The organism is Nocardioides ganghwensis (assembly GCF_014779655.1).
GTDB lineage: Bacteria > Actinomycetota > Actinomycetes > Propionibacteriales > Nocardioidaceae > Nocardioides > Nocardioides ganghwensis.
The window spans coordinates 35,173-59,503 of record NZ_JACXYX010000001.1 but is presented as its reverse complement, the minus strand read 5'-3'; the positions used below and the strand labels follow the sequence as shown (position 1 = coordinate 59,503).

The following is a 24,331-nucleotide window of genomic DNA, read 5'->3' as shown; positions in this document are numbered from 1 at the left end:
TCAGTCGGAGACGACAGGGACGCGGAGCTTCTGGCCGGCGGAGAGGCCGGCGGACTCGAGGGCGTTGAGCCGCTCGATCTCGTTCATCATGGAGCGGACGTCGCCGTCGGTCGCGATCTCGCTGGCGATGCCCCACAGGGTGTCGCCGGGCGCCACCTGGACGATCTCGGTGGGCGCCGGCTCACCGGACGAGCCCGTGCCTACGGCACCGCCGGCGAGCATGAAGGCCACGGCGAGCACGAGGAACAGCGAGGTCAGGAAGACCACGAGCCGCCCGCGCCGGGTCAGCCGCACGGTCGAGCCGCGGCGGACGGGAACGGGGGCAAAGGCGGGGGCAAGGCTGAGGGTGCTCATGGTGGCCTCCTGGGGAAGATTCAGCCGGATGTCTCTGTCGAGCGAATGTCTAGTCGGACCCACCGACAGTGGCCTGCGCCACCGGGTGTCGATCAGACGTTCGATCGAACATGTGTACGACGTTAGAGCACGTGTTCGAACAGGTCAAGCACCTCGACGAACGAATGTTCGAAGCCCCAGAAGGCCCGGCCCGGAGGGGACCAACGGACCTACCCGCCGCACCGACGAGCGACGAGCGTGGAGGCACGACGACACGTCGACGACGCACGACGACACAAGGAGAGCGAGCCATGTCGCGCAAGAAGGTCCTGGTCCTGGGGGGCAACTTCGGCGGTCTCACCGCCGCCATCACGGTCAAGCACCAGCTGCACGGGGACGTCGACGTGACCGTCGTGTCCTCCTCCGACGAGTTCCTCTTCACCCCGTCGCTGATCTGGGTGCCGTTCGGCAAGCGCACGCGCGCGGACATCACGTTCAAGCTCGGCCCGACGTTCGAGGACCACGAGGTCGAGTTCGTCCACGCCGAGGCCACCGCCATCGACCCGGAGGCGCGACGCGTCGAGACCACCGCGGGCCCGCAGGACTACGACTACCTCGTCATCGCCACCGGCTACCGCAACCGCTTCGACGTGATCCCCGGCCTCGGCGAGGGCGGCAACGCGTTCACGATCACCACGCTGGACGACGCGATCCACGCCGGTGAGGGCTGGCGCCGCTTCCGCGAGAAGCCGGGCGACGTCGTCATCGGCGCGACCCAGGGCGCCGGCTGCTTCGGCGCGGCGTACGAGTTCCTCTTCAACACCAGCTACCAGCTGAAGAAGGCCGGTCTCAAGGACCGCGTGAAGCTCACCTACGTCAGCGCCGAGCCGTTCCTCGGCCACTTCGGCATCGGCGGCCTCCCCCACGGCGAGGCGCTGCTCGGGATGTTCCTCAAGAAGGAGCGCATCGACGTCGTCCTCGACACCGCCATGGACCACGTCGACGAGGGCCGGCTGGTGCTCGCCGACGGCCGCGCGCTCGACTTCGGCTACGCGATGATCATCCCGCCGTTCTCCGGCCAGGAGGTCATCCTCCGCACGCCCAAGCTCGCCGACGACAACGGGTTCGTGAAGGTGCGCGACACCTACCAGAGCGAGGCCTACGACGACGTGTACGCCGTGGGCGTGGCCGCCGCGGTCGACGTCCCGTGGCAGACCCCCACGCCGGTCGGCATCCCGAAGACCGGCTTCCCCACCGAGCAGCAGGCGCACGTCGCGGCCGTCAACATCGCCGCGCAGATCAAGGGCGAGGCACCCGACGCGCACAAGGCGTTCGGGGACATCCCCGCGGTGTGCGTGATGGACGCCGGCAACAACGGCGTCATCATCCTCGCCGACAAGATGCTGCCGCCGCGCAAGCACGGCGTGCTGATCCCCGGCCCGCAGGCGCACGCGATGAAGCTCGGCTTCGAGAAGTACTTCCTCTGGAAGATGAAGCACGGCCAGGTGCGACTGCCCTGACCCTCGTCGAGGAGTCAGGTCAGGAGGCGGAGCGGCGCCGCATCGCGCGGCGCCCCTGCGCCGCGAACAGCGACGCGGCGTGCTGCGTGACGCCCGGGGCGAGAGCCGCGCCGCGCACCACTGCCCCGCGCCAGCCGGGCACGGTCCGCACCACGCGGCGCGAGCCCACGAGCGCGACGGCCGCCTCGGCGACCTCGGCCACGCCGAGGATCGGGCCACCGGAGTGGGTCAGCTGTGAGCCCAGGCCGTCGGGGTCCTGGGCGGCCAGCATCGCGGTGTCCACCCCATCGGGGCACAGGGCGTGGACCCGCACCCCGCGTGGCGCCTCGGCGTTGACCGACGCCGACAGCGAGACGACCGCGGCCTTCGTCGCGGCGTACATGCTGTAGCCCGGCACCGGACCGAGCCCGGACAGCGAGGCGACGTTGACGACGTCGCCACCGGCCGGCCCGAAGGCCGCCAGCGCGGCGCGGGTGCCCCACGTCGTACCGAGCAGGTTGACCTCCACGAGGCGGCGCACCTGCTGCTCCGACAGCGAGGCCAGGGTGCCGTCGTCGCCGACGCCGGCGTTGTTGAACCACGACGTCAGCGCCCCGTGGCGCGCCGCCTCCTCCGCGACCAGGACGTGGGAGGCGGGATCGCGTACGTCCTGGGCGAGGCCCGCGACCGCGCCGATCTCCGCCGCCGTCGCAGCGGCCGCCCACCCGTCGAGGTCGCCGATGACGACGGCGTGGCCGCGCGCGACCATCAGCTCCGCGATCCCACGCCCGATCCCGCGGGCTCCACCGGTGACGACGCACGAGGTCTGCATCGCACCGACACTAGCGACAACCAGCGACACGCGACTTCGAACAGGTGTTTGATCCCACGGCTCCCGGAGGGCTACGGTGAGCGCACGGCTCCCGCCCGGCGCGGACGGTGGGGGCACCCCGCAGTGGAGGACGCCATGGCCAAGCAGGACGACAAGAACGTCATCGAGATGCCCGACGGCCCCCCGGACGCCACCGGGCTGACACCGCGCCAGCAGCGCGTGCTCGCCACGATCAAGGACTCGATCGAGTCCAAGGGCTACCCGCCGTCGATGCGTGAGATCGGCCAGGCCGTCGGCCTCACGTCGTCCTCCAGCGTGGCCCACCAGCTCCGCGTGCTCGAGGGCAAGGGCTTCCTCAAGCGCGACCCCAACCGGCCCCGCGCCCTCGAGGTGTTCCTGCCCGAGGTGATGGCCGCCCGACGCTCGATCTCGAGCGGCGAGGAGTCCAGCGTCGACGAGACCGGCATCGGCGACCTCGCCCCGACCGCGGTCAACATCCCGGTCGTCGGCCGCATCGCCGCCGGTGGCCCGATCCTCGCCGAGGAGCAGGTCACCGACGTGTTCCCGCTGCCCAAGCAGCTCGTCGGCGACGGCACGCTCTTCCTGCTCGAGGTCTCCGGCGACTCGATGGTCGACGCGGCCATCTGCAACGGCGACTACGTCGTGATCCGCCAGGAGCAGACCGCCACCAACGGTCAGATCGTCGCCGCGATGATCGACGGCGAGGCCACGGTCAAGACCTTCCAGCGCAAGGACGGCCACGTGTGGCTGCTCCCCCACAACGACGCCTACGACCCGATCCCGGGCGACAACGCCACGATCCTCGGCGTCGTGACGGCGGTGCTCCGCAGCCTCTGAGCACCGTAGGGGTGGGACGCCGTTGAAAGGCGCCCACCCGCGGGACACGATGGCCAGATGAGCGACGTCGAGAAGACCTACGACTACGTCATCGTCGGAGCGGGGGTGGCCGCGGCCAGCGCCGTGAAGGGCATCCGCGCCGAGGACGCCGGCGGCTCGATCGGCGTCCTCGGCTCCGAGCCCGACAAGCCGGTCTACCGGCCCGCGCTCTCCAAGGACCTCTGGCTCAAGGACGACCAGACCCTCGAGGGCAACTCGCTCGCCGGCGACCTCGACGACGACGACGCTGTCGACCTGCTCACCGACACGACCGTGACCGCGATCGACCGCGGCGCCCACGCCGTACGCCTCGCCGACGGCAGCAGTGTCGGCTACGGCAAGCTCCTCCTGGCCACCGGCGCCGAGCCCCGCGTGCTCGGCGTCGCCCCCGGCCCCCGGGTCCTCTACTACCGCACGGCCGCCGACTACGAGCGGCTGCGCGCGGTCGCCGCGAAGGGCAGCCACGTCGCGGTCGTCGGCGGCGGCTACATCGGCTCCGAGATCACCTCGGCGCTGGTCCAGAACGGCATCGACGTCACGCTCGTGCTCGACCTCGAGGACGTGCAGGAGCAGATGTTCCCCCGCGCCCTCGCCGCCCACCTCACCAAGGAGCTCGCCGACCGTGGCGTGACGATCGTGCACGGCTCGGTCTCGGGTGGCGAGGAGGACGACGGCGGCGTACGCATCCGCCTCGACGACGACTCCCACATCGTCGCCGACGCCGCGGTGATCGGCGTCGGCGTGCTGCCGCGCACCGGCCTCGCCGAGGCCGCCGGCCTCGAGGTCGACAACGGCGTCGTGGTCGACGACCACCTCCGCACCAGCGACCCCGACGTGTACGCCGCGGGCGACGTCGCGTCCTACCCCGACGCCCTGCTCGGCCGCCGCCGCGTCGAGCACGTCGACCACGCCGAAAAGTCCGGCGAACACGCCGGCAAGGTGATGGCCGGCGCCGACGCGGCCTACGACTACACGCCGTTCTTCTGGTCCGACATCCTCGACCACGGCTACGAGGCGGTCGGCGAGACCAGCAGCCGGCTCGACCTGGTCGAGGACTGGAAGGACAGCGAGATCGGCACCGGTGTCGTCTACTACCTCAAGTCCGGGCAGGTCCGCGGGGTCGTCCTCTGGAACGTCTGGGACAGCGTCGACAAGGCCCGCGAGGTCATCAGGGAGACCGCCGAGCAGCCGGTGTCCGACCCGGAGTCGCTGCGGGGGCGCATCCCGTTCGGGTGAGGGCTCCCGCCGGTCAGCCTCGGTTTCGACACGGGCGCTGCGCGCCCTGCTCAACCAGCGGCAGGCTGACGCTGCGCGCCCTGCTCAACCAGCGGCAGGACGGCCCCGCCGGTTGAGCAGCGAGGCACGAGCGTGTCGAAACCAAGGGTCCGTTCAGCCTCGGTTTCGACACGGGCGCTGCGCGCCCTGCTCAACCAGCGGGGAGAACCTGAACGGCGGGTGAACTCTCACAGCGGGGCGTGATCTTCGCGCGGGTGCGTCGTTGAACCACCCGTGACCCCCGCACCGCACCTCACCCGACGGGCCGTGATCGCCGGCGGCGCCGGCGCTGCCGCACTGGCCGGCGCCACTGCCGCAGCTGCACGGCCCGGGCACGAGACCTTCCAGCACGGCGTCGCCTCGGGCGACCCGCTCCCGCGCGCGGTCGTCCTCTGGACCCGCGTCACCCCGACCGCCGCCGCCACCCCCGGCTCGGGCGTCGGGCCACGCGTGACGGTCGCCTGGGAGGTCGCCACCGACCGCCGCTTCCGCGACGTCGTCCGCAGGGGCTCGGTCCGCACCGGCCCGGCCGGCGACCACACCGTGAAGGTCGACGCGACCCGGCTGCGGCCCGACACGGCGTACTTCTACCGCTTCACGTGCCGCGGGGAGACCAGCCCGGTGGGGCGTACGCGGACCGCGCCGGCCCGCACCGCGACGCCCACGGGCCTTCGGTTCGGTGTCGTGTCGTGCGCCAACCTCCAGGCGGGCTGGTTCAGCGCCTACCGGCACCTGGCCAGGCGCGACGACCTCCACGCGGTCATCCACCTCGGCGACTACCTCTACGAGTACGCGCCCGGCGAGTACGGCTACGGCCGCGCCAACACCGACATCCGGCCGCACGTGCCCGCGCGCGAGATGGTGAGCCTCGCCGACTACCGGCAGCGGCACGCGCAGTACAAGTCCGACCCCGACCTGCGTGCCCTGCACGCGCGACACCCGTTCATCGTGACCTGGGACGACCACGAGGTCACCAACGACGCCTGGCGCGACGGCGCCGAGAACCACCAGCCCGCCGAGGGCGACTACGCCGCACGCCGCGCGGCCGCGCACCGCGCGTACGACGAGTGGATGCCGGTGCGGATGTCCGGCACGGCTGCGACCGGCGACGGCACCCGGCTGTTCCGTACGCTGCGGTTCGGCGCGCTCGCCGAGCTCAGCATGCTCGACCTGCGGACGTACCGTGACCAGCAGGCCGGCACGCCCGCGCCGAGCCCGGTGCCCAGCCCGACCGGCGGCACCGACGGCACCATCACCGGCCGCGCGCAGCTCGACTGGCTCAAGCGGAGGCTCCGCCGCGGCGGGCCGCAGTGGAAGCTCGTCGGGAACCCGGTGATGATCGCGCCGGTCACCTTCGCCCAGCTCCCCCACGACCTCGTCGACCCCGTCAACGACGTCACCGGCCTGCTCCCCCGCGACGGCGCGCCCTACAACGTCGACCAATGGGACGGCTACACCGCCGACCGCCGCGAGCTCTTCGACCACATCCGCGACCAGGGCCTGCACGACGTGGTGTTCCTGACCGGGGACATCCACTCCGGCTGGGCGTGCGACCTGCCGTACGACGCCTCGACCTACCCGCTCGGCGACTCGGCCGGCGTCGAGCTGGTCTGCACGTCGGTCACGTCCAACAACCTCAAGGACATCACCGGCACCCCGCCGCGCACCTCGTCGCTCGCCGTCGAGGCGGTGATCCAGACCAACAACCGCCACGTGAAGTACCTCGACTTCGACAGCCACGGCTACTCCGTCCTCGACGTCACGCCGGAGCGGGTGCAGATGGACTGGTACGTCATCGGCGACCGCGCAGACCGCCGAGCCGGCTCGTCGTGGACCGCCTCCTGGGCCACCCGGTCGGGGACCAACAAGGTCCACGCCGTCAGCACGCCGGTGGGTGGTGCCTGATGTGTGACTCGCCCAGGGACTCGAGGGCCAGCGGCGCCTTCGAGCGCGGACGTCACGAGATCCGCACCGGTCGCCGGACGCTGCTCACCGCCGGCGCCGCCGGCATCGCCATCTCGACCGCGACCTCGGGCCTGCCGCGAGCTGCAGCGGCGGCGTCGGCCGGCACCCGGAGGAGGGCGTACGTCCTCGTCCTCGACGGGTGCCGGCCCGACGAGATCAGCCCGACGCTCATGCCGCGCACCAGCGCGCTGCGCGACGGCGGTCTCCACCACCCGCGGGCGACGTCGCTGCCGGTGATGGAGACCATCCCCAGCCACGTGATGATGATGAGCGGCGTCCGGCCGGACCGGTCGGGCGTACCGGCCAACTCGATCCTCGACCGGACGACCGGCGAGGTGCGCGACATGGACCGCCCCGAGGACATCCGCGTCCGCACGATCATCGAGCGACTGAACCGCAACGGCCTCACGACGGGCACGGTGCTCAGCAAGGAGTACCTCTACGGCATCTTCGGCGGCCGGGCCACGCACCGCTGGGAGCCCGCGCCCATCGTGCCGGTGTCCGGGCACGCGCCCGACGCCTCCACGATGGAGGCGACCCTGGCGATGGTGGAGGAGCACGACCCCCACCTGGTCTTCGTCAACCTCGGCGACATCGACCGGATGGGTCACTCCGACCTCACCGGTCCGCTCGGCGTGAGGGCCGCGCGGCAGGCGGCGCTCGCCGCGACCGACCTCCAGGTCGGCCGGTTCGTCGACCTGCTGAAGTCGTCCGGACGCTGGCAGACGTCGCTGCTCGTGGTGCTCGCCGACCACTCCATGGACTGGTCGCTCCCCCACCAGCTGATCCACCTGACGCCGGTGCTCGAGGCCGACCCGCTGCTCGCCGGCCACGTCACGATCGCGGACAACGGCGGAGCCGACCTCCTCTACTGGACTGGCGACCCTGCCCTGCTCGACGCCGCGGTCACCCGGATGCGCGCGCTGACGTCGGCGGTGCCGGGCGTGCTCGCCGCGCACGACCCGCGGGTCACGCCCGCGCTGCGCACCGGCCCGCTGGGCGGCGACGTCATCGTCTACGCGAGGGCAGGCTGGCGGTTCAGCGACCCCGACCAGTGGTCGAACCCGATCCCCGGCAACCACGGCCATCCCGCGACGATGCCGATCCCGTTCTTCCTCGCCGGCGGCCACCGCCGGGTGCCGCGCGGCGTGACGTCGTCGAGGCGCGCCGCGACGATCGACGTGGCGCCCACCCTGGCGGACTTCTTCGGCGTGGGGGCGCCTCGAGGCGGGTACGACGGCCGGTCGCGGCTGCCGTAGTAGCCTCGCGCCGATGTCACCCGCCGGCCCCGACGCCCACCCCGACGCCCACCCCGACCCGCTGCTCTTCCGGACGCGCCCGGGCAACCGCCGCCGGCTGACCCCGGCGGCGCAGGCCGAGGTCGACCGGCTGGCCGCGGCGGGAGAGCAGTCCGCCTGGCTCAGCCCCCTGGCGTACAACCTCACGATCAGCCACAGCCACCGGTTCGTCTGGTACCGCGTGGCCAAGGTCGCGACCCGCACCATCCGCCACCACTGCGAGACCCACGGCGTGAGCATGGACGTCGACCACGCGATGCGGATCCGCTACCCGCTGGCGAGCTTCGCCGACTACTTCACGTTCGCGTTCGTCCGCGACCCGCTCGACCGGTTCGTCTCGGCGTGGCACGACAAGGTCGTCGACCACAACTACTACGACTTCGACACCGCCACCCACGAGCGGATGCAGCGGGTCGAGGAGTTCGCCCGGTGGGCCGCCGGGCAGGACCTGTCGGCGGTCCCCGGCACCGACCAGCACCTGACTCTGCAGAGCCGGATGATCGACCTCAACCGCGTGGACTTCGTCGGCCGGCTCGAGACGTTCGACCGTGACTTCGGCGAGGTGTGCGAACGGATCGGGGCACCTGCCGTGCCGACCGCGCCGAAGAACCAGACCGCGCCCGGCGGCCGCGACCGCCAGGTCTCCCAGGAGCTGCGCGAGCTCGTCGCGCGGATGTACGCCCGCGACTACCAGCTCTTCGGCTACCCGCCGCCCGCCTGACGCCGGCGTACGTCATGGCCGCCGGCTGCCCGGGCGACCGCGCGCCATGACGTCAGGTTCGTACGTCATGGCCGTCGGCTTGCCCGGCGACCGCGCGCCATGACGTCGCGCGCTGGTGGTGCGGCCGCCCGCCTGACGTCGGCGTACGTCAGGCCGACTGGCCGAGCCGCTTGAGCGCCTGGCGCACGAGCGCCGGGTCGGTCGTCGACCACATCGGCGGCAGCGACGCCTTGAGGAAGCGGCCGTAGCGAGCGGTCTCGAGCCGCGGGTCGAGCACCGCGACGATGCCGCGGTCGGAGGTCGTACGGATCAGGCGGCCGGCCCCCTGCGCGAGGAGCAGCGCCGCGTGGGTGGCCGCGACCTGCATGAAGCCGTTGCCGCCGGCCTGGTCGGCGGCGCGCTGGCGCGCCGACATGAGCGGGTCGTCGGGCCGGGGGAACGGGATGCGGTCGATGATCACGAGCTGGCAGGTGTCGCCGGGGACGTCGAGGCCCTGCCACAGCGACAGCGTGCCGAACAGGCAGGTGTGCGGGTCCTCGACGAACTGCTTGGCCAGCTCGGGCAGCTGCGCGTCGCCCTGCGCGAGCGTGGTCAGGTGCGGCAACCGGGTGCGTACGGCCTCCGCGGCGGTCTCGGCGGCGCGGCGCGAGGAGAACAGGCCGAGCGTGCGACCGTCGAGGGCGTCGACGAGGTCGCAGATCTCGTCGAGCTGGGCGGGGCCGAGGCCGTCGCGGCCGGGCTGCGGCAGGTGGCGGGCGACGTAGAGGATGGACTGCTGGCCGTAGTCGAAGGGCGAGCCGACGTCGATGCCCTTCCACGGCAGCGCGTCGTCGGCCTCGGTGGTGGCGACCTGGTGGCCGATCCGCTCGGTGGGCTTGAGGCCGAGCGAGGTGGCGACCGCGCCGAACTCGCCGCCGAGCATGAGCGTCGCGCTGGTGAAGACCGCCGTCTTGTCGGTGAGGAGCTTGTCGCGCATCGGGCCCCACACCTGGAGCGGCGCGACGTGGAGCCGGGCCGGGAAGCGGTCGCGCGCCTCGCCCAGCCACAGCACGTCGGCCTGCGAGCCAGCCGCCATCCGCTCGGCGTTGACGAAGACCTCCTGCACCATGCCCTTGGCCTGGGTGCGCCCGGCGTCACCCTCCCCCTCGCCGCCGGACTCGCGCGGGAAGGCCGAGAGGCAGGCGCGCGCGGCGTCGCGGACCAGCACCAGGGCGTCGGAGAGCTGGGTCGACACCTGGTCGATCCGTCCCGGCGCGGTCGCCTCGAACGCCTCGGCGAGCTGCTGCGCGGCGTCCTCGAGGTCGCCGGCGGGGTCGCCCGCGGCGTCGGCGGTCCACCGGCTCGCGCGGCGGGCGGCGCGCTCGATGTCGGACACGCCGAGCTCGTCGGTCGCGGCCTGGGTGACGCGCGCGGTCAGCTCGTGGGCCTCGTCGATGACGACCGTGTCGTAGTCGGGGATCATCGGCACGTCCTCGATCGCGTCGATCGCGAGGAGGGAGTGGTTGGTGACGATGAGGTGGCTGCGGTGGGCCTTCTCGCGGGCGAGCTCGGCGAAGCACTCCGCCCCGAACGGGCACTTGCTCGCACCCAGGCACTCGCGGTGGTTGACCGAGACCTGCCGCCACTCGCGGTCGGTGTGGCGCGGGGCGTTGTCACGCTCGCCGCTGCCGCCGGCCTCGGACTCCTCCTCCGCCCACTCGCGCAGCTCGAGGACCTTCTCGGCCATGGAGCCCATCGGCACGTCGACGAGGGTGCCCTGGTCGTCGGGGACGCCGGCGCGGATGCGGTGCAGGCAGGCGTAGTTGGAGCGGCCCTTGAGCACGGCGTACGACGTGTCGAGGCCGGGGACGTCCTTCTTGATCTGACTGACCGCCTCGACCAGCCGCGGCAGGTCGCGCTCGACGAGCTGGTGCTGCAGGGCGAGGGTCGCGGTGGCGACGACGACGCGCTTGTCGTGGAGCATCGCCGGGACGAGGTAGCCCAGCGACTTGCCGGTGCCGGTGCCGGCCTGGACGAGGAGGTGGCGGCCCTCCTCCATCGCCTCGGCGACCTCGGTCGCCATCTGGACCTGGCCGTCGCGCTGCTGGCCTCCGAGGGCGCCGACCGCGGTGGCCAGCACCTCCTGGACGGGCGCGGTGGCGGTGTCGGTCTCGGGCACCAGAGAACCCTACGGGGCGGCGCCGACACGACGTCGGACGCCGTCCACAGTCAGGCCGGGAGAGTCAGGCTCAGTGGTTCTTCTTGCGACCGAGCTGGCGCTCGATGCGGCGCTCGGGCTGGCCGAGGATGCGCGCGAGGAGCTTGACCCGGTAGCGGTAGGCGACCACGCCCAGGACGACGATCAGCAGGATCCACAGCATGCGCCGATCGTACGCCCGGCGGCCCAGCCGGTCGGGGTGGAACCGGGGCCGGAAGCGCCGCCGGGAGGGGACTGGGAGGGGAAGTCCGACACCTGGAGGCGGTTGTACGCCCCTCCCAGTGGCAGAGTCCCCGCCTGGGCGGGGACTCTGCGAGAGAGGCGCGGGCGCCGACGAAGGAGGCGGTCAGACGACCGCGCCGGAGTCCTCCGGCGCCCGCTCGACCTTCTCCTTCTTGACCCGGCTCATCGGCCACTTCTCGTGGAAGTAGGTGACCAGCGGGGTGGCGGTGAAGACCGAGGAGTAGGTGCCGACGATGAGACCGATGAGCAGCGCGATCGAGAAGTCGCGCAGCGAGTCGCCGCCGAGGATCGCGAGCGCGCCGAGGATGAACATCGTGCCGAGACCCGTGTTGACGGTGCGCGGCACGGTCTCGACCGCGGCCTTGTTGGCCAGGACGTTGAAGTCGTCCTCGGGCTTCGAGGCGAACCAGCGCTCGCGGACGCGGTCGAAGACGACGACCGTGTCGTTGACGGACAGACCGATGATGGTCATCGCGGCGGCCAGGAAGATGCCGTCGATCGGCTTCTCCAGCCACGCGAAGATGCCGACGACGATCAGCACGTCGTGCGCCATCGCGATGACGGCCGAGACGCCGAAGGTCCACTTGAACCGGAAGGCGAGGTAGAGCAGCTGGGCGAGGAACGCCACGCCGAAGGCGATGAGGGCGTTGTTGCGCAGCTCCTCGCCGAGGGAGGCACCGATCAGCTGGTCGTCGATCTTCGAGACGTCGCCACCGATCTTGCCCAGCTCGTCCTCGATCCGCTGCTCGTCCTCGTTGGAGATCTCGCCGGTGCGGACGGTGAAGTCGGAGGGGTCGTCGGCGGTCTGGACGACGGCCTCGGAGAAGCCGGCGTCGCTCACGGCGGCCCGCGCCTGCTCGACGTCCATGTCCTGGTTGGTCACCGAGTAGTCGAGCTGGCGCCCGCCGGTGAACTCGACGCCGAGGTTGAGGCCCTGGGTCACGATGCCGGCGATGGCGAACACCGTCGCCGCGCCCGAGACCGCGAGCCAGCGGCCCCGGTTCTTCATGATGTCGGGGTCCTTGCGGTCCAGCCACGCGCGCACCTTGCCGACGTCGCCGAGACCGCTGATCGCCGGCTTGCGGTTGACTCCCTTGTTGGAGACCGCGAGGTCGCACAGCACGCGGGCGATGATCAGCGCGGACACCATGGACGCGATGACACCGATGGACAGGGTGACACCGAAGCCCTTGATCGGACCGGAGCCGAGGAAGAACAGCAGCCCGGCGGCGAGCAGCGTCGTGACGTTGGAGTCGATGATCGCGGTCCAGGCCTTGTTGAAGCCCACCTGGAGGGCGCGGCGCAGGCCTGCGGACGGATAGGCGGCGTACTCCTCCCGCGCTCGTTCGAAGACGAGCACGTTGGCGTCGATCGCCATGCCGATGGCGAGCACGAAGCCGGCGAGGCCGGGCAGCGTCAGCGTCGAGCCGAGCCCGACGAGCATGGCGTAGGCCAGGAGCGCGTACGACGCCAGCGCGATGGTCGCCATCAGGCCGACCAGCCGGTAGACGACCACGATGAAGAGGCCGGTCAGCAGCAGACCGATGATGCCGGCCTCGATGGAGGCGTCGATCGCCGCGGCACCCAGCGAGGGGCCGACGAGCCGGTCGGAGATCGCGCGCAGCTCGAGGGGCAGGGCGCCGCCCTCGATCAGGGCGGAGAGGTCCTTGGCCTCCTCGGAGGTGAAGTTGCCGGTGATGTCGGTGGAGCCGCCGCGGATGCCGACGTCGCAGCCGACGGTCTCGTTGACCTCGGGCGAGGAGATCACCTCGCCGTCGAGGACGATCGCGATGCGGCGCTTGGGGTCGCCGGAGGGGTTGCAGGCTGCCTCGCCGGTGATGTCGGCCCAGGTGCGTCCGCCCGGACCGTTGAAGTCGATCGCGACGACCCACTCGACGCTCTGCTCGCGCTGGACCGCGCTGGCGCCGGTGATCTCCTCGCCCTCGATGACCGTCGGCCCGACCTCGAGGGTGTCGCCCTGGTCGGAGGGCAGGACGAGGTTGCCCTCCTCGCTCGGCTCGGCCTCGGGCTGCGCCGTGGCGAGGACCTCGTGGATGGTGAGCTTGGCGGTGCTGCCGATCCGCTCCTCGGCCTCCTGCGCCTCCTCGTCGCTGGTGACGCCCGGGAGCTCGACGAGGATGCGGTTCTCGCCCTGGCGGACCAGAACGGACTCGGCGACGCCGAGGGCGTCCACGCGGCCACGGAGGACCTCGAGGGTCTTGTCGACGTTCTCGGCGGTGGCCGGGGTCTGCTCGGTGCCCTCTGCCTCGAAGACGAACTGCGCGCCGCCCCGCAGGTCGAGGCCCAGGTTGGGCTTGACGTTGACGGCGAGCGCAGCGCACCCGGCCAGCAGGCCGAGCACGAGGATGAAGCGAACCCAGACACCACGTGACATGCGCGACATCCTCCACCACGAGACTTGGAACGCCCCAATCAGGGCACGAACGCCCCAATCAGGGCACGGAAGTGTTCAACGGGGCAGCACCGGTGAAGGTTCCGCCCCGCTGAACGCCCTCGGACCGATCAGCGGGCGTACGCCGCCAGCTCGCCGGCGAGGTCGGCATTGGCCCGGCCGACGACCAGCGTGCCGTCGCCGGTGTGCTCCATGGAGCCGATCTCGGCCTCCTGGTGGATGCGGTTGACCAGGTCGCCGCGCTCGTAGGGCAGCAGCACGTCGAACTCGACCTGGGGTCGCGGCAGCTCGGACTCGATGGTCCGCAGCGCCTCCTCGATGCCCTCGCCGGTCTTCGCGCTGACGACCACGCTGTGCGGCTCGCGCGCCCTCAGCCGGCTGATCACCATCGGGTCGGCCGCGTCGGCCTTGTTGATCACGATGATCTCGGGGACCTTGGTCGCGCCGATCTCGGCGAGCACCACGCGCACCGCGGCGATCTGGCCCTCGGGGTCGGGGTGCGACCCGTCGACGACGTGGAGCAGCAGGTCGGAGTCGGCGACCTCCTCCAGCGTCGAGCGGAACGCCTCGACCAGGCCGTGCGGGAGGTGGCGGACGAACCCGACGGTGTCGGACATCGTGTAGATGCGGCCGTCGCTCGTCGTCGTACGCCGGGTGGTGGGGTCGAGGGTCGCGAAGAGCGAGTCCTCCACCAGCACGCCGGCGTCCGTGAGCCGGTTGAGCAGCGAGGACTTGCCGGCGTTGGTGTAGCCGGCGATCGCGACGCTGGGGATGTGGTTGCGCCGGCGCGACTGCCGCTTGACGTCGCGGGTGCCGCGCATCTCCTTGAGCTCGCGGCGCAGCTTGGCGATCTTGGTGTTGATGCGCCGGCGGTCGGTCTCGATCTTGGTCTCACCGGGGCCGCGGCCACCGATGCCCTCACCGCCGGCCGCCCGGCCGCCGGCCTGGCGGGACAGGCTGCCGCCCCAGCCGCGGAGGCGCTGCTTCATGTACTGAAGCTGGGCCAGCTCGACCTGCGCCTGGCCTTCCTTGCTCTTGGCGTGCTGGGCGAAGATGTCGAGGATCAGCGCGGTGCGGTCGACGACCTTGACCTTGATCTTGTCCTCGAGGTTGCGCAGCTGGCTGGGGGCGAGCTCGCCGTCGCAGATCACGGTGTCGGCACCCGTGGCCTGCACGATCTCGCGGATCGCCTCGACCTTGCCGCGACCGATGTAGGTCGCCGGGTCGGGCTTCTGCCGGCGCTGGAAGACCGCCTCGAGCACCTCGGAGCCGGCGGTCTCGGCGAGCAGGGCGAGCTCGGCCATGGAGTTCTCGGCGTCGGTGACGGACCCCTCGGTCCACACGCCGACGAGCACGACCTTCTCCAGGCGGAGCTGGCGGTACTCGACCTCGGTGATGTCCTCGAGCTCGGTGCGCAGGCTCGCGACGCGACGCAGGGCGTGGCGCTCGGCGAGCTCCTGCGCGCCGACCGTCAGCTCCTCGGGGTCGGTCTCGTCGTAGTCCTCGTCGGCGTAGCCGGACTCGAAGTCCTCGCCGCCGTCGAGGTCGTCCTCGAGGTCGGTGTCGAGGCCGTCCTCGAGGAGCTCGTCGTCGAGCTGGATGGTCTCGTCGTCCCAGCCGCGGGTCGCGTCGAGGGCGTCGCGCAGCGTGAAGTCGGCGGCCGGGCCGTCAGTGGGTGGGTGGGCAGGTGCGTTCGTCATATACCGACAAGGGTAGGTCGGCACGACGACCTGCGCTAACGAGTTCTCCGCAGCGGTGTCGGCTCAGCGCCGGCCGACGCGGATCGCGCGCGACCTCGCCGAGGCGCACAGGGGCTGGTCGGGCGAGGCGACGGTGACGTAGTAGCGGCCGGGTCGCGCCGGGCGCCGGGTCGAGAAGGCCCCCGACGCGCGGCTCGTCAGCACCACCAGGCGCTGGTCGGCGCGCTTCTTGGTGCGCCACAGCGTGACCTCCGCACCGGAGCGGCAGCCCGTGGCCGGCGACGACACGGTCCCGCGCAGCCTCGCGCCCGCGGCCCGCAGGCCGACGGTGCGTGCGTACGCGCAGCCGGCCTGGCAGCCCGGGAGCGAGGTGGCAGGCGGCGTGGGGGCGGTGGTCGGGCTCGGGGAGGTCGGCGACGAGGTGGGAGTCGCGGTGGGACTGGTGGTGGGACTGGCGGTGGGACTCGTGGTCGGCGGGGTGGTCGGCGGGGAGGTCGGCGGCGGGTCGTCCCAGTCGCAGGCGTCGCCCCGGCCGTCGCCGTCGCTGTCCTCCTGGCCCGGGTTCCACTCGGCCGGGCAGTTGTCCCACGCGTCCGGGTGGCCGTCGCCGTCCATGTCGCACTGGCCGTCGATCGGGACCGCGGTGCCGTCCGCACCGGTCATCGGGATCACCGGGCACGGCTCCGCCGCCGACGCCGGTCCGGCGGTCGTCCCCGGCTGGGTGGTCGCGAGCGCGGCCACCACCGCCAGCGCCGCCCCGACGACGACCCTGCTGCCGCTGCCGACCCTGCTGGCGAACCTGCTGCCGACCCTGCCGCGATGTCCCATGGCGAGCCTGTTCCCCGCGATCGGGCGGCGAAACCTCAGCGGCGGACGCGCACCTTCTTCGAGCGGCTCGAGGCGCACTCGGCGGCTCCCGGCGCGTACTGCGAGCGGACGACGACGTAGTAGCGGCCCGCCGAGCGCGGCATCCGCGTGGAGAACCGGCCCGAGGAGCGCGCACGGAGGACGACCAGCCTGAGGTCGCGCCCGGGCTTCGCGCGCTTGAGCGTGACCTCGACGCCGGACCGGCAGGCGCGGACGTCGGAGCGTACGCGTCCGACCAGGCGACCCTCGTCCTTGCCGAGCCGCGTCCGGGTTCCCACCCTCGGGCACCCGCTGGCGGTGGCCGCGGCGACGAGGCGGCAGCCGTCGACGGTGTCGACGAGGCCGTCCCCGTCCGTGTCGCCGTCGCAGGCGTCGCCGATGCCGTCGGCGTCCCGGTCGGACTGGTCCGGGTTGGCCACGCCGGTGCAGTTGTCCGTGTGGTCCTCGGCCCCGTCGTCGTCGGCGTCGCAGGCGGAGTAGCTGATGCGCACCGACCACGACTCCACCCGGCCCCGGGATCCGGCCCAGTTGTCGACCAGGAGGCGCCACTGGCCCTGGGCGGCGGTGCCGTCGTGCTCCGTGAGGGGCTCGTCGGGGCGGTACGTCCCGGCGAGGGACGTCGGACCGTAGGCGGAGGCCGCCTCGTCGTCCCACGTCAGCGGACGCACCTGCGGACCGCTGTCGACGAAGCGGCGCTGCAAGATGCTGGTCGTGGCGTGGGCGAGCCGCACCCTGACCTGGGAGGCGTTGTCGTGGACCAGCGACACCTCCACGTCGACGTCCTCGACGTTGGCGGCGGACGACGGCGCGACCAGCTCGAAGGCGGTCGTGGCGAAGGTGTCACCGGCAGCGGCGACCACCCCGCCCGTGCCGGTCGTCGTCACCACGCACGGCACCGGGACGGCCACCGCCGTCGACGCCGGGGTCACGACGGAGACGAAGCCGGCGACGAGACCGGTCAGGGCGAGCCGAGCCACCTGGAGACGCATCGCGTCAGGCTAGGCCTGACCGGGGCGACGGCCAACACCCGCAGGGCGACAGCGCCGGGTGCGGCCAGCTCAGGCGCGGTGGCGGCCGGCCGGGGCCGCGGGCTCGCCGAGGAGGGAGTCCTCGTCGAGGAACTCGTCGCACGCGGCCCGTACGTCGTGGGGAGTGTGCGCCGGACCGACCACGACCACCCGGACGCCCGCGCCGTGCAGCCGGTGCACGAGCGGCAGCATCGAGGTCATGTCGCCGGCGAGGACGACCTCGTCGACCGAGGCCTCGCGGGCGATGTCGACCGCGTCGATGGCCAGCGCCACCAGGGCCTGGTCGTCGCCGTCGCCGAACTGGTGGAAGGAGTGCAGTCCCTGCCGGCGCAGGCGCTCGACCCACGTGCCGAGGTCGGAGCGGCGCCAGTCGGCGTACGCGCGGCAGACGTTGACCGACCCGCGGTCACCGAGTCGCGTGAGGAGTCCCGCGGCGACGTCCTCGGAGACGCGGCGGGCGTCGATGAGGACCGCGAGCCGGGTCGCGTGCTCGGTGTCCTCCGCGGTCGGGCGGCTCGGCAGCGCCGGGATCCGCGGCGCGCGCTCCCCGCTGGCCTCAGCGCGCGCGACCGACCGCATCGCGAGGGGTGCCTCCGTGGCAGGGTCCGACTCGGGAGCGGGCTCGGGAACGGGCTCGGGGACGGGCTCGGACTCGCTGCGGACGGGCGCGGTCGCGGGCGCCTGCGCGACCCGTACGGCGGCGCCGGACCGGCGTACGCCCACCCAGCGGCGGACGAGCGAGGCGAGCTCGCCCTCGCCGGGCGCGCGGTCGTCGGCGGCGCCGGGGGCCGCGTCGTGCGGCTCCGCCAGATGTGCCATCGAGTGCCCCCCACAGGCCGGATGCAGATGAGACGTGCCCTCGCACCATCCACCTTCGGCCCGGTCGCAGGCATCGAAACGCCCAGATGCTGGACGTCGGTCTGGACCAGCGGGGGCCTCCCAGCGGCTCGGCGGCGGCGCAGGCGGTGCCGCTCCGCGAGGTGGCGCAGGTTCGGTCCGCCCCGGGCCGTCAGCTCACTTGGGAGGCATCCGGATGCCGCCGTCGACGCGGATCGTCTCGCCGTTCATGTAGGAGTTGGTGAGGCACTCCACGACCATGCTGGCGAGCTCGTCGGCGCGGCCGAGGCGCTTGGGGAAGAGCACGTTCCGGCCGAGGTTGGCCTTGAACTCCTCGGGGTCGGGGAACGCGTCGTAGATCGGGGTGTCGATCAGGCCCGGCGCCGCGGTGTTGAGCCGGATGCCGGCCGCGGACAGGTCGCGCGCGACGGGCAGGGTCATGCCGACGACGCCGCCCTTCGAGGCGGAGTAGGAGGCCTGGCCGATCTGGCCGTCGAACGCCGCGACCGAGGCGAGGTTGACGATCGCGCCGCGCTGGCCGTCCTCGTCGGGCTCGTTGCGGCTCATCACGGTCGCGGCCTGGCGGGTCACGTCGAAGGTGCCGATGAGGTTGATCTCGACGACCTTGCGGAACGCGTCGAGGTCGTGGGCCTGCTCCAGCAGCCCGTCGCGGCCGATCGTGCGCTGCGCCCAGCCGATGCCGGCGGAGTTGACGCAGGCGCGGAGCGGCGCGATCTCGGCGGCTGCCTCGACGGCGGCGGTGACCTGCTCGGTCCTCGTGACGTCGACGGGGGCGAAGACACCGTTGATCTCCGCGGCGAGCGCCTCGCCCTTCTCGGCGTTGAGGTCGGCGACGACGACGGTCGCACCGCGGGCGGCGAGGGCTCGGGCGACGGCGGCACCGATGCCGCTCGCGCCGCCGGTGACGATGGCGGTGGATCCGGTGATGTCCATGGCCCGGATCCTATGAGCCGGGCAGCGGCGACCGACGCAGGAGGTCGCCGCGTGGGGCCGGCCAGGTCGAGTGGCCGAGCGGCTGGGGGACAAAGCCGCGTGCGGCTGTATCGAGACCCGCGGCTACAGGTCGGTCGTCCCCTCGGCGACCAGCACCGCCGGACCGGTCATCAGGATCCGGTCGTCCTCGGTCCACTCGACGTGGAGCGTGCCGCCGGGCACGTCGACGCGGTAGGTCGTCCCGCGGGGGGCGTCGTCGGCGAGCGCCGTGGCCACCGCGACGGCGCACGCGCCGGTGCCGCACGACCGCGTCTCCCCCGACCCGCGCTCGTGGACGCGCATCGAGACGTGGCGCGCGCCGCGGCGTACGACGAACTCGACGTTGACGCCGTCCGGGAACACCGCGTCGTCGTGCTCGGGAGCCTCCAGGAGCGGGCCCGCCTCGGCGAGGTCGTCGACGAACGCGACCGCGTGCGGGTTGCCCATCGACACGTGCTGCGCAGGCCAGGTCCGCCCCATCACCGACACCGAGGTCTCGCCCAGCACCTCGGGCGTGCCCATGTCGGCGGTCAGCTCGTCGCCGGAGCGGTCGACGACCTTGACCCCGGCGCGGGTCTGGATCGGCATCGGGAACGCCTCGCCCTCGCGCTCGTGGAGGTAGCGCGCGAAGACCCGGACCCCGTTGCCGCACATCTCGCTGACCGAGCCGTCGGCGTTGCGGTAGTCCATGAACCAGCCGTCACCGCGGCGTACGGCGCGGAGCACGCCGTCGCCGCCGATTCCGGCGCGGCGGTCGCACAGCGCCCGCACCCGGTCGGCGGACATCTCGCCGTCGGCGTCTCCGTGCACCGTGCCGTCCGCGTCGGGCAGGACCACGAAGTCGTTCTCGGTCCCGTGGCCCTTCAGGAAGGGGTAGCTCACCCGTCGATTGTGGCAGGCCGCGCCAGCGTCAGCGGGGGTCGACCACCTTGGCGGACCCCTTGCCCCGACGGCTCGGCTCGGCCACGGCGGTCAGCCGCTTGCGCGGTCCGAACTCGATCGCCGTCGCCGCCCCGATCTCGGCGGCGCTGGTGAACGCGTCACCCGACGGCACCAGCGTGTGCCCGAGGGCCGTCAGCGCGGGACCGTACGCCGCGATGAAGGCCGGCTCGGCCGTCACGTTGACCGTGTTGCGCTGGGTCGCGCGGGGCGCTGCGATGGCCTCCTCGATCGTCATGCCGAGGTCGATGCGGTTGACCAGCATCTGGATGACCGTCGTGATGATCGTGGAGCCGCCCGGCGAGCCGAGCGCGAGGAACGGCTTGCCGTCCTTGAGCACGATCGTGGGCGACATCGAGCTGCGCGGACGCTTGCCGGGCTGGATGCGGTTGGGGTCGGCCGCGTCGTAGACGGTCGAGAAGTCGGTGAGCTCGTTGTTGAGCAGGAAGCCGTGGCCGGGGACGACCATGCCCGAGCCGCCGGTCTGCTCGATGGTGAGCGTGTACTCGACGACGTTGCCCCACCGGTCGGCCACGGTGAGGTTGGTGGTGGAGATGTTCTCGGTGTCGGCGTCGGTGGCGCCCTTCGCCGACGTCGGCGAGCACACCCCGTCGTACGACGTCACGTCGCCGGCGGCGACGGGCTTGGTCGCGGCCTTGGCCGGGTTGAGCGCGCAGGCGCGCTCGGCGGCGAACCGGTCGTCGAGCAGCCGCCGGGTCGGCACGTCGACGTAGGCCGGGTCGCCGACGTACTTGCCGCGGTCGGCGAACGCGAGGGCGCTGGCCTCGAGGTAGTGGTGCAGGGCCTGCTCGGGCGTCATCGCCGACAGGTCGTAGCGCTCGAGGATGTTGAGCGCCTCCCCGACGGTGGTGCCACCGGACGACGACGGCGCCATGCCGTAGACGTCGTGGCCGCGGTAGGTGCTCTTCGTGGCCCGCTGCGAGCGCACCTCGTAGTCGCGCAGGTCGCGCGGGGTGAGGTGGCCCGGCGGCACCGGGAGGTCGGTGTTCCTGGTCGTGCGTGGGTTGCGCACCACGTCGGACATGATGCGCGCCAGCTTGCCGCGGTAGAACGCCCGCGTCCCGCGCCGGGCGATCATGTCGTAGGTCGAGGCCAGGTCGGGGTTGCGGAAGATCGAGCCGACCCTGGGGGCGTCTCCCTTCGGAAGGAACAACCTCTTGGTGTCCCTGAAGGCCGCGAACCGCTCCTCGTTGTCGAGGGTCTGCTGCCGGAAGGTCTCGTCGACCTTGAAGCCGCGACGTGCGACCTTCGTCGCCGGGGCGAGCGCCTCGGCGAGCGACCACGTGCCCCAGTTGCCCAGCGCCTTGTCCCAGGTCGCCAGGGTGCCGGGCGTGCCGACGCCGACCCCGCTGGTCACGAGCTCGGGAGTGAAGGGGTAGGGCTTGCCGGTGGCCGGGTCGATGAACGCGTCCTGCGGCATCTTGCGCGGTGCGGTCTCGCGGCCGTCGATCGTGCGGACCTTGCCGGACTTGGCGTTGTAGAACACGAAGTAGCCGCCACCGCCGATGCCCGCGCTGTAGGGCTCGGTGACGCCGAGGGTCGCGGCGGCCGCGACGGCGGCGTCGACCGCGTTGCCGCCGGCCTTCAGCACCTTGAGCCCGGCCGCGCTGGCCTCCGGGTCGACGGTGCTGATCGCACCGCCCTTGCCGACCGCGGTCGGGTCCTTGACCGTGGGGCGCTCGGACACCGCCGGCGCGACCGGCTGCGCCGACGGCCGGGCCGACGGCTCAGCGGGTGCCGGGGACCCGACGAGGACGGCGGCGACGGCGAGGCCGCTGGCCGAGAGGGTGGCGCTGACGCGGCGGGCGAGGTGGGGCATGGGGTTCCTCCCGAGAGTCGTTGCATCCACCCTGCCCGCCGCCGCGGGCCTTGTCCACGCCCTCCGGGAGGAGTCAGCGGACCACGGATCAGCGGACCACGGATCAGCGGACCACGGAGTAGCGCCCGCACATGAAGTCGCGGTTGCGGTCGACCTCCTCGAGGCGCAGCTCGACGTGGCGCGGCAGCACGGGGGCGCCGCCGCCGATCGTGACGGGGGCGTACTGCAGCCACACCTCGTCGAGGAGGCCGGCGTCGTGGAGCTGCCCGGCGAGCTCGCCTCCGCCCACGACCCAGACGTCCTTGCCGTCGGCCACCTCGGTCATCTCGGCGTGCACCCGGCGTACGTCGTCGCGGTCGAACCGCACGCTGGGCGGGGCGTCCGGGAAGGTGCGGTGCGTCATCACCCAGGTCGGGAGCGACCCCCACGGCTCCTCGTCGTGGTCGAGGATCCACTGCCACGTCGTGGCGCCCATGACGCAGGCGCCGACCTGCTCGCGAAAGCGGGGGTAGGCCATCGGCCCGTCCATGTCGATGTCGCGCGAGGTCAGCCAGTCGAGGGAGTGGTCATCGGTCGCGATGAAGCCGTCGAGGGTGCAGCCGGTGTAGTAGATCGTCGCCATGGCGCCAGCGTGTCACCGCCCGGCGGCGGCGTGCTTGACCGGGATTGCGCTCCTGGGCGCCTCAGTCACCGAGCCGCTCGACCGCCCCGACCGCCTTGTCCACCCGGTCGGGGTCGTCGTGCGCGATCCACACGATGCGGGGGTCCTTGCGGAACCAGGAGTCCTGGCGGCGGGCGAACCGCCGGGTCGCGACCGTCGTCTGCTCGATCGCCTCGGCGAGGCTGCGGTCGCCCGCGAGGTAGCCCATCACCTCGCGGTAGCCGATCGCCCGGGACGCGGTGCGGCCCTCGGCCAGGCCGCGGGTGAGCAGGGCCTCGACCTCCTCGACGAACCCACTGGCGAACATCTCCTCCACCCGGCGCGCGATCCTCTCGTCGAGCGTCGGCCGGTCGATGTCCACGCCGATCTGCACGGTCAGCGGGTCGGCGTACTCCAGCCTCGGCAGGCTGGCGCTGAACGGCCTGCCGGTGAGCGCGACGACCTCGAGCGCGCGTACGACGCGGCGGCCGTTGTCGGGCAGGATCTGCGCCGCGGCCTCGGGGTCGACGCCCGCGAGCCGCTCGTGGAGGGCGTGGCTGCCGATGCGCTCGAGCTCGACCTCGAGCTCGCGGCGCAGCGAGTCGTCGGTGCCGGGGAACTCGAACCGGTCGAGGATCGCCCGGGTGTAGAGCGCCGAGCCGCCCACCAGCACCGGGGTGGCGTCGCGGTCGCGGATGTCGGCGATCGCCTCGCGAGCCCACCCCTGGAACAGCGCCACCGTGGCCGGCTCGGTGACCTCGAACAGGTCGAGCAGGTGGTGCCGGATGCCGCGCCGCCCGGCCTCGGGGAGCTTGGCGGTGCCGACGTCCATGCCGCGGTAGACCTGCATCGCGTCGGTGTTGACCACCTCTCCCCCGAGCCGCTCGGCGAGGTCGAGGCTGAGGCCGGTCTTGCCCGACGCGGTGGCTCCGACGAGGGCGACGACCGGTCGGGGCCTGGGGCGGGACATGCCCCGATTGTCGCAGCGTGGCTAGTCTCGAAGCGTGCCGGAGTCACCACCCGTCGGGGTGGGCGGCTGATCGCGAGGAGGACCCATGAGTTTCCTGGACAAGGCCAAGGCCAAGCTCACCGAGGCCGTCGACCAGCACGGCGACAAGATCGCCCAGGGCATCGACAAGGCCGGCGCCCTCGCCAACGAGAAGACCGGCGGCAAGCACGCCGACAAGATCGACAAGGCGACCGGCAAGGCGCGCGACGCGCTCGACCAGCTCGACGGCAAGGACGACGACATCCCGCCCGGCACCGCCCGCTGACGGCGCCCTAGGTTGGGTCGAGTGACCGACCGCTTCGCCCTCGTCCCGGCCTCGTACGTCTACTTGCTCCGGGCGGGCGACGACGGCACCGAGGTGCTCCTCCAGCAGCGCGGGCCCGTGCCCTACATGCCGGGCCACTGGGCCGCGGCCGCCGCCGGCCACGTCGAGCCGGGCGAGACGGCGTACGACGCCGCGCGCCGGGAGGCGCTCGAGGAGCTCGGCGTCACCGACCTGTCGCTGGAGTTCGTGTTCACCATGCAGCGAAGCCGGTTCGGCCCGGCGGTCGAGGAGCGCGCGGACTTCTTCTTCACCGCGCGGTCGTGGAGCGGCGAGCCGCGCATCGTCGAGGCGGAGAAGGCGACGTCGCTGGGCTGGTTCCGCCTCGACGCGCTGCCGGAGCCGATGGTGCCGCACGAGGCGTACGCCCTCGCGAACCTGTCCTCCGGCGTCGGCTACCTGGCCTTCGGCTGGGACGACCGCCCGAGCGGGGGTGGCCCGGGCCGGACGGCCGGGGCAGGATCACCCGCATGACCCAGGGAG

The 24,331-nt window shown here is 72.5% G+C and carries 22 protein-coding genes; 8 read left to right on the top strand and 14 right to left on the bottom strand.

The genetic code is table 11. The features are described from left to right. Complete coding sequence (locus tag IEZ24_RS00280; protein ID WP_129455299.1) at positions 1-354, bottom strand: LysM peptidoglycan-binding domain-containing protein; 354 nt, start codon at positions 352-354, stop codon at positions 1-3. Positions 355-644: 290 nt separating this feature from the next. On the opposite strand from IEZ24_RS00280, the gene IEZ24_RS00275 reads away from it, so the two are divergent. Then, entirely contained in the window at positions 645-1,853 is a 1,209-nt protein-coding gene (locus tag IEZ24_RS00275; protein ID WP_165356086.1) for an NAD(P)/FAD-dependent oxidoreductase, read from the top strand. A 19-nt stretch (positions 1,854-1,872) separates the two neighbouring features. Here the strand turns inward: IEZ24_RS00275 and IEZ24_RS00270 are convergent, their stop codons facing one another. After that, positions 1,873-2,664 carry an SDR family NAD(P)-dependent oxidoreductase gene (locus tag IEZ24_RS00270; RefSeq protein WP_129455301.1) on the bottom strand — a complete coding sequence of 264 codons (792 nt, stop codon included), beginning with the start codon at positions 2,662-2,664 and terminating at the stop codon, positions 1,873-1,875. Between the two features lie 135 nt (positions 2,665-2,799). Here IEZ24_RS00270 and lexA point away from each other — a divergent pair, with 135 nt between their 5' ends. The 5 genes from lexA to IEZ24_RS00245 all read left to right on the top strand — a co-directional run bounded on the left by lexA (position 2,800) and on the right by IEZ24_RS00245 (position 8,820). Further along, on the top strand, positions 2,800-3,522 hold the full coding sequence (gene lexA / locus IEZ24_RS00265; protein ID WP_129455302.1) for a transcriptional repressor LexA: 723 nt from the start codon (positions 2,800-2,802) through the stop codon (positions 3,520-3,522). Positions 3,523-3,579: 57 nt separating this feature from the next. After that, positions 3,580-4,797 (top strand): NAD(P)/FAD-dependent oxidoreductase, encoded by a 1,218-nt coding sequence (locus tag IEZ24_RS00260; protein ID WP_129455303.1) that lies wholly within the window; start codon positions 3,580-3,582, stop codon positions 4,795-4,797. A 273-nt stretch (positions 4,798-5,070) separates the two neighbouring features. Then, complete coding sequence (locus IEZ24_RS00255) at positions 5,071-6,741, top strand: alkaline phosphatase D family protein (protein WP_129455304.1); 1,671 nt, start codon at positions 5,071-5,073, stop codon at positions 6,739-6,741. Continuing rightward, positions 6,741-8,060: an alkaline phosphatase family protein gene (locus IEZ24_RS00250; RefSeq protein WP_129455305.1), complete on the top strand. Its 1,320-nt coding sequence runs from the start codon at positions 6,741-6,743 to the stop codon at positions 8,058-8,060. The genes IEZ24_RS00255 and IEZ24_RS00250 overlap by 1 nt, the downstream gene beginning before the upstream one ends. A gap of 13 nt (positions 8,061-8,073) precedes the next feature. Continuing rightward, positions 8,074-8,820, top strand: a complete 747-nt coding sequence (locus IEZ24_RS00245) for a sulfotransferase family 2 domain-containing protein (RefSeq protein WP_129455306.1) — start codon at positions 8,074-8,076, stop codon at positions 8,818-8,820. A 148-nt stretch (positions 8,821-8,968) separates the two neighbouring features. On the opposite strand, the gene IEZ24_RS00240 is transcribed toward IEZ24_RS00245, so the two are convergent. The 12 genes from IEZ24_RS00240 to miaA form a co-directional block, all read right to left on the bottom strand. Continuing rightward, entirely contained in the window at positions 8,969-10,978 is a 2,010-nt protein-coding gene (locus IEZ24_RS00240; protein ID WP_242498491.1) for an ATP-dependent DNA helicase, read from the bottom strand. Between the two features lie 70 nt (positions 10,979-11,048). Beyond that, the gene (locus tag IEZ24_RS21925) at positions 11,049-11,180 is read right to left on the bottom strand and encodes a hypothetical protein (RefSeq protein ID WP_263575394.1); all 132 of its coding nucleotides are present in this window, start codon (positions 11,178-11,180) and stop codon (positions 11,049-11,051) included. Between the two features lie 183 nt (positions 11,181-11,363). Beyond that, entirely contained in the window at positions 11,364-13,655 is a 2,292-nt protein-coding gene (gene secD, locus IEZ24_RS00235; protein ID WP_129455307.1) for a protein translocase subunit SecD, read from the bottom strand. Between the two features lie 128 nt (positions 13,656-13,783). Then, on the bottom strand, positions 13,784-15,373 hold the full coding sequence (hflX, locus tag IEZ24_RS00230; RefSeq protein WP_224744646.1) for a GTPase HflX: 1,590 nt from the start codon (positions 15,371-15,373) through the stop codon (positions 13,784-13,786). A gap of 63 nt (positions 15,374-15,436) precedes the next feature. After that, positions 15,437-16,201 (bottom strand): thrombospondin type 3 repeat-containing protein, encoded by a 765-nt coding sequence (locus IEZ24_RS22515; protein WP_191192787.1) that lies wholly within the window; start codon positions 16,199-16,201, stop codon positions 15,437-15,439. A gap of 35 nt (positions 16,202-16,236) precedes the next feature. Further along, positions 16,237-17,229, bottom strand: a complete 993-nt coding sequence (locus IEZ24_RS00220) for a thrombospondin type 3 repeat-containing protein (RefSeq protein ID WP_129455308.1) — start codon at positions 17,227-17,229, stop codon at positions 16,237-16,239. A 69-nt stretch (positions 17,230-17,298) separates the two neighbouring features. Beyond that, entirely contained in the window at positions 17,299-18,087 is a 789-nt protein-coding gene (locus IEZ24_RS00215; RefSeq protein WP_129455309.1) for an NYN domain-containing protein, read from the bottom strand. A 195-nt stretch (positions 18,088-18,282) separates the two neighbouring features. Beyond that, positions 18,283-19,059: an SDR family NAD(P)-dependent oxidoreductase gene (locus IEZ24_RS00210; RefSeq protein ID WP_129455310.1), complete on the bottom strand. Its 777-nt coding sequence runs from the start codon at positions 19,057-19,059 to the stop codon at positions 18,283-18,285. 123 nt (positions 19,060-19,182) lie between these two features. Then, positions 19,183-19,980 carry a diaminopimelate epimerase gene (dapF, locus tag IEZ24_RS00205; RefSeq protein WP_129455311.1) on the bottom strand — a complete coding sequence of 266 codons (798 nt, stop codon included), beginning with the start codon at positions 19,978-19,980 and terminating at the stop codon, positions 19,183-19,185. A 28-nt stretch (positions 19,981-20,008) separates the two neighbouring features. After that, complete coding sequence (ggt, locus tag IEZ24_RS00200) at positions 20,009-21,877, bottom strand: gamma-glutamyltransferase (RefSeq protein WP_129455312.1); 1,869 nt, start codon at positions 21,875-21,877, stop codon at positions 20,009-20,011. A 103-nt stretch (positions 21,878-21,980) separates the two neighbouring features. Beyond that, on the bottom strand, positions 21,981-22,499 hold the full coding sequence (locus IEZ24_RS00195) for a dihydrofolate reductase family protein (RefSeq protein ID WP_129455313.1): 519 nt from the start codon (positions 22,497-22,499) through the stop codon (positions 21,981-21,983). A 61-nt stretch (positions 22,500-22,560) separates the two neighbouring features. Then, positions 22,561-23,487: a tRNA (adenosine(37)-N6)-dimethylallyltransferase MiaA gene (gene miaA / locus IEZ24_RS00190; protein WP_129455314.1), complete on the bottom strand. Its 927-nt coding sequence runs from the start codon at positions 23,485-23,487 to the stop codon at positions 22,561-22,563. Between the two features lie 85 nt (positions 23,488-23,572). Between miaA and IEZ24_RS00185 the strand changes: the two genes are divergently transcribed. Beyond that, positions 23,573-23,791, top strand: coding sequence for an antitoxin (locus IEZ24_RS00185; RefSeq protein WP_129455315.1), 219 nt, complete (start codon positions 23,573-23,575; stop codon positions 23,789-23,791). Positions 23,792-23,812: 21 nt separating this feature from the next. Further along, positions 23,813-24,322, top strand: coding sequence for an NUDIX domain-containing protein (locus IEZ24_RS00180; RefSeq protein WP_129455316.1), 510 nt, complete (start codon positions 23,813-23,815; stop codon positions 24,320-24,322). Positions 24,323-24,331: the final 9 nt, after the last annotated feature.

Excerpts from the sequence above, each read along its gene's own strand:
- hflX (WP_224744646.1), bottom strand. The coding sequence starts at position 15,373 with ATGACGAACGCACCTGCCCACCCACCCACTGACGGCCCGGCCGCCGAC.
- IEZ24_RS22515 (WP_191192787.1), bottom strand. The coding sequence starts at position 16,201 with ATGGGACATCGCGGCAGGGTCGGCAGCAGGTTCGCCAGCAGGGTCGGC.
- IEZ24_RS00215 (WP_129455309.1), bottom strand. The coding sequence starts at position 18,087 with ATGGCACATCTGGCGGAGCCGCACGACGCGGCCCCCGGCGCCGCCGAC.
- IEZ24_RS00220 (WP_129455308.1), bottom strand. The coding sequence starts at position 17,229 with ATGCGTCTCCAGGTGGCTCGGCTCGCCCTGACCGGTCTCGTCGCCGGC.
- IEZ24_RS00280 (WP_129455299.1), bottom strand. The coding sequence starts at position 354 with ATGAGCACCCTCAGCCTTGCCCCCGCCTTTGCCCCCGTTCCCGTCCGC.
- ggt (WP_129455312.1), bottom strand. The coding sequence starts at position 21,877 with ATGCCCCACCTCGCCCGCCGCGTCAGCGCCACCCTCTCGGCCAGCGGC.
- IEZ24_RS00195 (WP_129455313.1), bottom strand. The coding sequence starts at position 22,499 with ATGGCGACGATCTACTACACCGGCTGCACCCTCGACGGCTTCATCGCG.
- lexA (WP_129455302.1), top strand. The coding sequence starts at position 2,800 with ATGGCCAAGCAGGACGACAAGAACGTCATCGAGATGCCCGACGGCCCC.
- IEZ24_RS00250 (WP_129455305.1), top strand. The coding sequence starts at position 6,741 with ATGTGTGACTCGCCCAGGGACTCGAGGGCCAGCGGCGCCTTCGAGCGC.
- IEZ24_RS00275 (WP_165356086.1), top strand. The coding sequence starts at position 645 with ATGTCGCGCAAGAAGGTCCTGGTCCTGGGGGGCAACTTCGGCGGTCTC.
- secD (WP_129455307.1), bottom strand. The coding sequence starts at position 13,655 with ATGTCACGTGGTGTCTGGGTTCGCTTCATCCTCGTGCTCGGCCTGCTG.
- IEZ24_RS00270 (WP_129455301.1), bottom strand. The coding sequence starts at position 2,664 with ATGCAGACCTCGTGCGTCGTCACCGGTGGAGCCCGCGGGATCGGGCGT.
- IEZ24_RS00185 (WP_129455315.1), top strand. The coding sequence starts at position 23,573 with ATGAGTTTCCTGGACAAGGCCAAGGCCAAGCTCACCGAGGCCGTCGAC.
- IEZ24_RS00210 (WP_129455310.1), bottom strand. The coding sequence starts at position 19,059 with ATGGACATCACCGGATCCACCGCCATCGTCACCGGCGGCGCGAGCGGC.
- IEZ24_RS00245 (WP_129455306.1), top strand. The coding sequence starts at position 8,074 with ATGTCACCCGCCGGCCCCGACGCCCACCCCGACGCCCACCCCGACCCG.
- miaA (WP_129455314.1), bottom strand. The coding sequence starts at position 23,487 with ATGTCCCGCCCCAGGCCCCGACCGGTCGTCGCCCTCGTCGGAGCCACC.
- IEZ24_RS21925 (WP_263575394.1), bottom strand. The coding sequence starts at position 11,180 with ATGCTGTGGATCCTGCTGATCGTCGTCCTGGGCGTGGTCGCCTACCGC.
- IEZ24_RS00260 (WP_129455303.1), top strand. The coding sequence starts at position 3,580 with ATGAGCGACGTCGAGAAGACCTACGACTACGTCATCGTCGGAGCGGGG.